The organism is Pseudomonas sp., assembly GCF_026224925.1.
Classification (GTDB): Bacteria; Pseudomonadota; Gammaproteobacteria; order Pseudomonadales; family Pseudomonadaceae; genus Aquipseudomonas.
Window position 1 is genome coordinate 1 of sequence record NZ_JAMFRV010000622.1, and the last position, 9,394, is coordinate 9,394.

The window sequence follows — 9,394 nt, forward strand, 5'->3', positions numbered from 1 at the left end:
CGACCCGCTCCCTTCCGGTATAGCGGTTGCCATAGTTGTCTAGCGCCAACTCCCCGGTCACAGCCGCACCGGGGGTTGTATTGACCAACAGGTCCGATGTTCCTATGGCCTCGCCAGGCTTCAATGTCGCAGAGCTGTCGACGCCTGGTATGTCGGAAAGCAGCAACAGAGCATGTTCCAATCCTGCCTGGTCAATGGCCTGTCCGCTTTGCAGGGAAGAGAGCGTCGCCGTCAATAACGGCTCGTTTACTCGACTGCTGTTATCAACGCCGACCTTCCCGTAGCGCGCCTCCATAACCTCAATGCGCACCACTCCCGATTTAATCGTCTGTGCCGGGATGAATGCCCGCGCCAACGGAAAACCATGGCTGTGGTAATAGTCGGTAATGCGGGCGGCCAGATCACCCAGTTGTGACAGGGTGATGCTGGTACCTTCCGTGTCCGATACCAAACCGTGCAGGGTTGCCGTGTCGAACTGGGTGTTGCCCACCACCTGCAGACTCTTCACCGGGAAAGGTGCGCTTGTCGGCAGTTTGGCATCACCCTGGGGCTGGATAGTCAGTTCCACCCCACTCGGCGCGGGCGTTGGCGGCAGCGACGGCTGAACCTGCTGCAACAGCGATCCTGCATCAGGAAACACCGGGCCCGCCGCCTGAACGAGCAACGGACTAAGAGCGAGCAGCGCCACGTACGCAGATTTCATGGTGCGTCGCGGCGCTGCTTGCACACTGAGCCAGAGCCTCTTGATGGTCAGCGACATCAAAGCGCTTGTAGGCCTTGGACTTGATCGGATGAACGATCTGGTTTCAGCACCGGGGCTATGACGGGCGTATTGTCGCAACGCGTTGGGGCCAAGGCGTAGATATTGGCCTTCATTGGCACGGCTGGGATCAGACTGGTGAGTGTGTAGTTGCTCGCCAAGCCAGCGGTCACACCCGACTCGGTATCGGCCAGGTTAATTGCCGTAGCGGTGACGGGTTTGTTGTTGCCGACATTCTTGTCTATAAACACACCCACCCCGTATACACCTAAGGTTTCGGTGCCGATCAAGCCGGACAATACGCCGCTGGTAATAACGGCGCTGGTGTTGCCGTCGTAGTACTTATTGGCGACCGTGGCGCTTTGCAGCGTCAAAGGGGCTTTGTTGATCGTGCCCTTTATCGCCGTGGTTGGGATCAGGCTGGCGAGAATGTAGTTGCTGGCCAAACCGGCGGTCACGCCAGTCCCCGCGTTCGCGAGGTTGATCGCGGTAGCGGTGACGGCTTTGTTGATGCCCGCGTTCTTGTCGACAAAGACACCGCTGCCAGACACCGCCAGGGTTTCCGTGCCGATCAGGCCAGACAACGTCCCGCCGGTGATAGTGGCGCTAGTGTTGCCATCGTAGGTTTTAGTGGCGACTGTTGCGCTGCTGAGCTTCAAGACTGCCTGATTGATATCAGCCGTCACGCCCGTTGCGTTGGTGACGTAGTAGTTGCTGGCCAAGCCAGTGCCATTGGCCAATGTAGCGCCGCTAACCGTTACCGCCTTGGCTTTGCCTACGTTTTTGTCGGCGACTACGCCGGTTTGTCCGGACAAGACTAACGTTTCAGTACCAATCAGCCCCGACAAAGCGCCACCGACCACAGCGACCGTAGTGGTGCCATCATAGGCGCGAGTAGTGGCGGTAGCGCCTGTCACGGTCAATCCCTTAGGGGTGACGGTGAGCGTGGCTGCGTTAGTAAAGATGCCACTACTGCCCAACTGCGTGAGCTTGGCCGAAGAACCCGCACCGGCGATGGTCAGGTCGTAAACACGTACATTGATGTTGGAGACCGTAACGCCATTGAGCGTGGTGTTAACCGTCAAATTCCCGGTAGTAGCCGCAGTCGCATGAGGGTTGGCGGCAGCAAAATAGGTCACGTTGCCATTAGCACTGGTGGTCATTGTGCTGTTGTTAGCACCCGCGGTGGTGACGAGAGCTATAGGACTTGGGACATAACTTAGGCCGTCGTAGACCTTAGTCACACTGGCGATGGTCACGAACGTAGGTGTGATGAACGCCTGCAAGAACGGATGGGTAATGCCATCAGTCATCACCCAGGTATTAGCGCCAGTACTGTTAGTGAACTGCCAGTTAGGCGCTAAGGCCGTGGTGTTCGCCGTGGTTGTGCTGTTGGCCGCTGTTGCGCCGGTGAAGTTCGCCTGGCTCAGCATTGAGCTGTCCGACGCAATGGGTGTGCCGCCGTGGCTGGTGGTCATTTCAGTTGCACCGCTGGCAACTCCGGCGCCGCCTGGATTCGCGACGCTGGTCACCCAATAGCTGCTGGTAACCTTGCCCGCCGCATTGTTACCAATCAGGCCGCCACTGTTGGCGGCGGTGCCTACTGCGGTGAAACCGGTGGCGTAGTTGTCGGTGAAGTTGGCCGACGAGTTGTCTCCAACCAAGCCGCCCCGGAAGGTGCCAATATGGGTAGCGGTGGTGTCGAGGACGTTGCCAGTGGCGTAGTTGTTGCTGAAACTATTGGCAGCACCAATGACGGTGCTCAATCCCATCAAACCGCCGACATAAGTGGCACCCGACACGTTGCCATTGGCAAAGTTGGTGTCGACGTTGCCACCGGTCACCGAACTCCAGCCCACTAACCCACCCGAATAAGCGCCATCTACGCTGGTGCCGGTCACGTTGCCGGTGGCGTAGTTGATTTTGAAGCTGCCGTTGCTGATCGTGCTCATGCCAACCAAGCCACCTTGGTAGGTGGAACCCGTGACATTACCCGTGGCCGAGTTGCTGACGAAGTCGCCCTTGGTGATCGTGCTCCATCCCACCAAACCACCTGCGTAGGCGCCGCTGATATTGCTATCAGTTACGTTACCTGTCGCAGAGTTGATCGAAAAATCACCATTGGTGAGCGTGGTCCAGCCGGCCAGGCCACCGGTGTAAGAGACGCCGTGGACATCGCCGGTAGCGTAGTTGTTATTCAAGCTACCTTTTGTGAGCGTGGCCCAACCCACGACGCCGCCCATATAGGACCCAGTGATCCCGCCATCCTTGACCGCTACGGTAGCGTAGTTGTTACTGAAGTTACCCGACGTGAGCGTCGTCCAGCCGACTACACCGCCGGTGTAAGAAGTACCGGTAACGCTGCCTTTGCTTGCGGTGCTGGTGACGTAGTTGTTACTGAAATCACCCGAACCCAACGTGACCCAAGACGCCAAACCACCGACATAACCGAGCCCGTTGACGGTCCCGCCCGTAGAGTAGTTATTGCTGAAGCTGCCATTGGCGAGGGTCAGATGCGCTACCAGCCCGGCGACGTAGTTGTTGCCCGTGATATTCGCGTTCACCAAGCCGATGTTGTTCAGTGAACCGGTGGTGCTAGCGCCCCCGAACAAAGCCACATTGTTCCCGGTGGAACTGATGGTGAGGTCGTTGACGCTGTTACCCAAACCGTTAAAGTTGCCGGTGAAATTAGCGATTGGCGCAAACACGGTCGGCGTTGCTGCATGGGTCGCTGATGCGTCAATGGCGTTACCCAGCGCATAGTTTCCAGCCACGTTTGTTCCTACAGCTTGCAGGCCAGCCAAGTCATGAATGACTGTGTATTTTACGCCGCTGATGGCCAGCGTAGACGCCGCGCCAGGCAGGCCAACAGTAACACCAGAGGCAAGTATCACCTTGCCAGCGCCGCTGCTCGCGACCGTGCCATTGCTTGTGTTGGGGTTAAACGCAATACCCGCCGAAGCACCGGTCGCCTTGATGTTGGCGTTCACATTTACGTTATTCGAAGCAGTCAGCGTGAGGGTCGTGTTGGCAGCCCATGTGACGTCCTGATTGACGTTAATATTGCCGCCCGCATCTTTGGCTGCCGTTGTCCCGGTACTGCTTTTAATTTCGATGTTGTTAGTGGCCAGGTTAATACCGAGCTGCGTTCCCGTTATGTCGCCGCCCGTTGCTGCGACAGTGTAATCAGTCGGGTCAATCAGCCAGTGACCGGTTTTGCCGTGCGCAGCTGCCGTGGTGACATGCGCAGCTTTATCGATTGCAACATGCGCAGCGGAGGTTTCAATAGACCCCCCATTTCCGCCAGTCGGCGCGCTCGCGTCCAACGTACCGGCGACCTTGACGGTGCCTGCGGTCATGCCACCCAGCAGGGTGATGGTACCTTCATGGTTCTCCACCGTACGCGCTTCAATCACCCCGGTGTTGTTGACCACGCTCGCCAGCAAGGCGTCTTTTGCGCCAGCATTCATGATCACTTGCCCACCGTCGGCGCGGATCACCCCACCGTTTTCGGCCAAGCTATTTAACAGGCTTTGATCCACCTGCATTTTGACCAGGCTGTTATTTGCAAACGTGAGCGTTGCAGCACTGCCCGCACCGAGCGCGACGGTGCCTTGGGGAGCGGTGATCAAGCCTTGGTTGCTGACGGTATTGCCGAGCAGCGCAACATAGCCGCCCTTGGCGCTGTTGATGCTGCCAAGGTTAACCACGCTGCCCGCGCCGTCGCCGTTGAAGGCTTTGGTATTGCCGCTCAGGCTCGCGTCATTCAACTCCATGGTGGAAGCCACCAGCCCGCCGACATTGACTTGGGCACCTTGGCCGAACAACACGCCGTTGGGGTTGATCAGGTACACCTGCCCATTGGCATTGAGGTGACCCAGGATTTGTGTGCCGCTGGTATCCGAGATGCGGTTGACCGCAATCGCAGAGGTCGAGGGCTGAACGAAGTCGACTGTCTCCTGTGCCCCGACGTTGAAGCCTTTCCAATTGAGCGACAGGTTCTGGCTTGTTTGATTGATGGTGGTGGTAGCCGCCGATTGGGAAATGCTACCTGTACCTGACACTACCTGCCCGCCCACCGGGCTCGCTTGGGAGAGGCTGGCGCACAGCGGCAGGGACAGCGCAGCAAGCAGTTGCAGCTTGCGCGTACGGCTCGATCCCTTGCCATGGCCACGGGCCGTTTCTGGCGCAACAACCCAAGCGTTGCGTACTTGATTCCAAACCAGACGAAATATTTTATTCATAGCTTCGCAGGTTGATTGAACAACCCACCCTCTTTAAGAAGTTGCACTGCAGCAATTAGGCTCGCTGTTTAGCGGCTGGCTGCGGGATGGGCTGCTTCCTGAGAAACAACTACTGCCCTACGTTTTAAGTATTTTTTAGGCAATTGAAGGTGGGGTATTTTTATCCCGGTAGAAGCGTTGCGTTTCGCAATCCATAAGCAAAGACACGTTGCGTGCCACGGATAACGGCTATCCAAACCAAATACTTCCAGGATAAGCATCTCAAGGAATGGCGATTTCACGCATGGTACATGCAAGCCAGACGCACAGTGATAGTAAATTGACATTATTGACGAATAAATATTTTTCAGGTCAAAAACGTCAAAAAACCACCGACGTACGGGTGACGTCGATGGTTTTTGAACGGCTGTGTTAGCGCCTCCGAACAGCGATTTGCGCTGTCTTGGAGTTGGCCAACATGAATTTCACTAAACCTATGCTCAGATGCGGCCGCTGATCTTAATGTAAGCAATTCGTATTGCGGTGTATGATCACCACGCCTGAGAACAGGGAAATCCCGACAGGCGCTTTCTTAATTTTTCGGAGCTGCCTTTAGAATGACTTCCCGCACCCCGTCCTTTGCCAAAATGGCTTTGCTGGTAACGTCCTTGATGGCTGCCGGCAGCGTGTTTGCCGCGCCAAGTGCTGATGGCATCACTGTCTACAACGCGCAGCATGAAAGCCTGACACAGGCGTGGGTTGACGGTTTCACCCACGACACCGGGATCAAGGTGACTGTACGCAACGGCGATGATAGTGAGTTGGGCAACCAGATCGTTCAGGAAGGTGCTGCTTCCCCGGCCGACGTGTTCCTTACCGAAAACTCCCCAGCCATGGTGTTGGTGGATAACGCCGGTCTGTTCGCACCGGTAGCGCCGGCTACGTTGACCCAAGTGAACTCCGCGTATCGCCCAGCCCACGGCAAGTGGATCGGCATTGCTGCTCGTTCGACTGTTTTTGTTTATAACAAAGACAAAATGACCGCCAAGGACATGCCTAAGTCGCTGCTTGATTTGGCCGACCCAAGCTGGAAAGGTCGCTGGGCTGCTTCGCCGTCCGGTGCAGACTTCCAGGCCATCGTCAGCGCTCTGCTTGAGCAGAAAGGCGAAGCGGCAACGCTTGCGTGGTTGAAAGCGATGAAAACCAACTTCACCGCATTCCGGGGTAATGGCACCGTACTGAAAGCTGTGAATGCCGGTCAGATCGACAGCGGCGTGATCTATCACTACTACCCACTGGTTGACCAATCCAAGACCGGTGAGAACAGCAATAAAGTCGGCCTGTACTACTTCAAGCACAAAGACCCAGGCGCATTCGTCAGCATCTCCGGTGGCGGTGTTCTGGCGTCCAGCAAACACAAAGAAGAAGCTCAGGCTTTCTTGAAGTGGGTGACGGGCAAAGAAGGTCAGGCGATCTTGAAAACGGGTACTTCGTTTGAATACGCGGTTGGCCAAGGCGCAGAATCCAACGCCAAACTGACCCCACTGGCCGAACTGGATGCACCTTTGGTGGACGCCTCTAAGCTCGACAGCAAAAAAGTGGTTGAACTGATGACTAAAGCAGGGCTTCTGTAAGGCTATGGCGGAGAATATTTCAAGTGTCGCAGTTGAGACATCGAGAGTTGCTGGGGTGGCTAATACGGTCATGCCAGCCTCCGCCATTAAAGGACGGCCCCGTTCAAGCGGCGGCCGTCCTGCTACATGGATTGTCGTAGCCTCTGTACTGATTTCATTGTTGGCATTGTTGCCACTCGGATTCGTTGTCGGCATTTCCTACCAGACCGGTTGGGCCACTATTGTGGAGTTGGTCTTTCGGCCCAGGGTTGGGGAATTGCTGGTTAATACCGTTTTACTGGTCGTCTTCACGGTGCCTTTATGCGTGGCTCTCGGCGTGTCACTGGCCTGGCTGACCGAGCGCAGCGATCTGCCTTTCAGGCGCGCATGGTCATTGCTGGCGGTCGCGCCTCTCGCGGTGCCGGCGTTTGTGCACAGCTATGCGTGGGTCAGTCTTGTGCCGTCGATTAACGGACTGTTCGCCGGGGTATTGGTGTCGGTCATCGCTTACTTTCCCTTTATCTACTTGCCTGCCACTGCCGCATTGCGACGGCTGGACCCGGGCATCGAAGATGTCGCAGAGTCGCTGGGTTTGAAACCATGGGCGGTGTTCTTTCGGGTAGTGCTGCCGCAGTTGCGCTTGGCGATTTGGGGCGGGTCGTTGTTGGTTGGCCTGCATCTGTTGGCTGAATATGGCCTTTACGCCATGGTTCGTTTCGATACGTTCACCACGGCGATTTTCGATCAGTTCCAGTCATCGTTTAACGGCCCGGCAGCGAACATGCTGGCCGGCGTGTTGGCATTGTGCTGCCTGGCAATGTTGACCTTTGAATCTGCCACACGCGGTAAAGCCCGTTATGCGCGGGTCGGGTCGGGCAGCGCGCGCCAGCAACGCATCTGCATTCTGGGCCGCAAAACTACCGCCTTGGCGCTGTTGCTGCCAATAGCGGCCACCGCGCTGGCGTTGGGCGTGCCGCTGATCACGCTGGGTAAATGGCTGATCGCCGGCGGCGCAGGCGTTTGGCGGATGAGCACTATTCTGCCAGCGCTGGAGCAGACGCTAATATTGGCCAGCACTGGCGCAATTATCACAACGTGCGCGGCGATCCCCATTGCATGGCTGTCGGTGCGTTCACCGGGACGTTTGCATCGCCTGCTGGAAAGCTGCAATTACATCGCCAGTTCGTTGCCAGGCATTGTCGTTGCGTTGGCATTGGTGACCGTCACCATCAAGTTCGCCCGGCCGATTTATCAGACGGCGATTACCGTGTTGTTGGCCTATGTGCTGATGTTCTTGCCCCGGGCGCTGGTCAATCTGCGCGCGGGCATCGCCCAGGCTCCAGTGGAATTGGAGAACATGGCCCGTAGCCTCGGGCGCTCGCCGCTCCAGGCGTTGTGGGTGATCACCATGCGCCTCGCCTCACCCGGCGCTGCCGCTGGGGTCGCATTGGTGTTCCTCGGTATCACCAACGAATTAACCGCTACCCTGCTGCTCGCGCCAAACGGTACGCGTACGCTGGCAACCGGCTTTTGGGCAATGACCAGTGAAATCGACTACGCGGCTGCCGCGCCTTACGCACTGATCATGGTCCTGCTATCGCTTCCGCTGACAGCCATTCTCTACCATCAATCCAAACGCACGGCAGGCCGATGAGTTCTCTTGAATTAAATGCTATCTGCAAATCCTTCGGCTCGTTGCCCGCTGTTGATAACGTCAGTTTGTCAGTGCCTGAGGGCAGTCGCACCGCCATCGTTGGCCCTTCCGGCTCAGGCAAAACGACGTTACTGAGGATGATCGCCGGCTTTGAGTTTCCCGACTCCGGGACCATCACACTGAACGGCACCCCATTGGTCAAAGGACCGATCGAAGTGCCTGCTCATCAGCGCATGATCGGCTATGTCCCACAGGATGGGGCGCTGTTTCCGCACATGACCGTCGCCGCCAACATCGGCTTTGGTCTGTCCGGCAATGCCGCGTCGAAGCAACAGCGCATCAACGAACTGATGGAAATGGTAGCGCTAGACATCCGGATGCTGCCGCGCTGGCCACACGAACTGTCCGGCGGCCAACAACAGCGCGTCGCCCTCGCCCGCGCCTTGGCTCAGCGGCCGAAACTGATGCTGCTGGATGAGCCGTTCTCAGCCCTCGACACCGGCCTGCGCGCCTCCATGCGCAAAGCCGTCGCCAAGCTGCTCTCGGACGCTGGCGTGACCACCATTTTGGTAACCCACGACCAGGCTGAAGCCTTGTCTTTCGCCAATCAACTGGCCGTTATGCGCCAAGGCAAACTGATCCAGGTCGGGCCGCCGCTGGACCTCTACCTGCGTCCTCGCGACGAAGAAACCGCCTATTTCCTCGGCGACGCGGTGGTGCTCCCCGCCACGGTTGAAGGCGGCTGGGCCACCTGCGAACTGGGCCGGATCTCGGTGGCGGATACAGCGTTTAAAGGTGCCGCACGGATCATGTTGCGACCCGAACAAATCGAACTGTCGGCATCCGGTCCATCAGGTGAAGGGTGTTTAGGCGTTGTCACCGACAGTGATTTTGGCGGCAACGCGTGCATGCTCACGGTGCGGTTGAAGACTGGATCGCCGGCTAGAGAGTTGTTGGTTCGAAGCTTGAGCATTCATGCGCCAATAGTTGGAAGCACGGTGCGGATCACGGTTGTTGGGAGTGGGCATGTGTTGAGTGGTGGTCGTTAACAACGGACAGGCGCATTGATATACTCACCATCGCTCGCTAACCAATCATACAAAGGAGTTGTATATGAGCATGGTGTTATGTTCCGGCTGCAGTA

The 9,394-nt window shown here is 57.2% G+C and carries 5 protein-coding genes; 3 read left to right on the forward strand and 2 right to left on the reverse strand.

Features of this window, described 5'->3' with window-relative positions; translation table 11 throughout:
• On the reverse strand, positions 1-760 hold a 760-nt coding region (locus tag M0974_RS25865), incomplete at its 3' end, for a POTRA domain-containing protein (protein WP_297843796.1).
• Complete coding sequence (locus M0974_RS25870; protein WP_297843798.1) at positions 760-5,004, reverse strand: YDG domain-containing protein; 4,245 nt, start codon at positions 5,002-5,004, stop codon at positions 760-762. The genes M0974_RS25870 and M0974_RS25865, both read right to left, overlap by 1 nt.
• 596 nt (positions 5,005-5,600) lie before the next feature.
• Here M0974_RS25870 and M0974_RS25875 point away from each other — a divergent pair.
• The 3 genes from M0974_RS25875 (at position 5,601) to M0974_RS25885 (ending at position 9,299) form a co-directional block, all read left to right on the forward strand.
• On the forward strand, positions 5,601-6,617 hold the full coding sequence (locus M0974_RS25875) for an iron ABC transporter substrate-binding protein (protein ID WP_297843801.1): 1,017 nt from the start codon (positions 5,601-5,603) through the stop codon (positions 6,615-6,617).
• Positions 6,618-6,687: 70 nt separating this feature from the next.
• On the forward strand, positions 6,688-8,250 hold the full coding sequence (locus tag M0974_RS25880) for an iron ABC transporter permease (RefSeq protein WP_297843804.1): 1,563 nt from the start codon (positions 6,688-6,690) through the stop codon (positions 8,248-8,250).
• A complete protein-coding gene (locus M0974_RS25885) occupies positions 8,247-9,299 on the forward strand; it encodes an ABC transporter ATP-binding protein (RefSeq protein ID WP_297843807.1) in 1,053 nt (350 codons plus the stop codon). The genes M0974_RS25880 and M0974_RS25885 overlap by 4 nt, the downstream gene beginning before the upstream one ends.
• The last annotated feature ends 95 nt before the right edge of the window (positions 9,300-9,394 follow it).

Bases quoted from the DNA above. Each gene is read 5' to 3' on its own strand.
- M0974_RS25870 (WP_297843798.1), bottom strand. From the start codon at position 5,004: ATGAATAAAATATTTCGTCTGGTTTGGAATCAAGTACGCAACGCTTGG.
- M0974_RS25875 (WP_297843801.1), top strand. From the start codon at position 5,601: ATGACTTCCCGCACCCCGTCCTTTGCCAAAATGGCTTTGCTGGTAACG.
- M0974_RS25880 (WP_297843804.1), top strand. From the start codon at position 6,688: ATGCCAGCCTCCGCCATTAAAGGACGGCCCCGTTCAAGCGGCGGCCGT.
- M0974_RS25885 (WP_297843807.1), top strand. From the start codon at position 8,247: ATGAGTTCTCTTGAATTAAATGCTATCTGCAAATCCTTCGGCTCGTTG.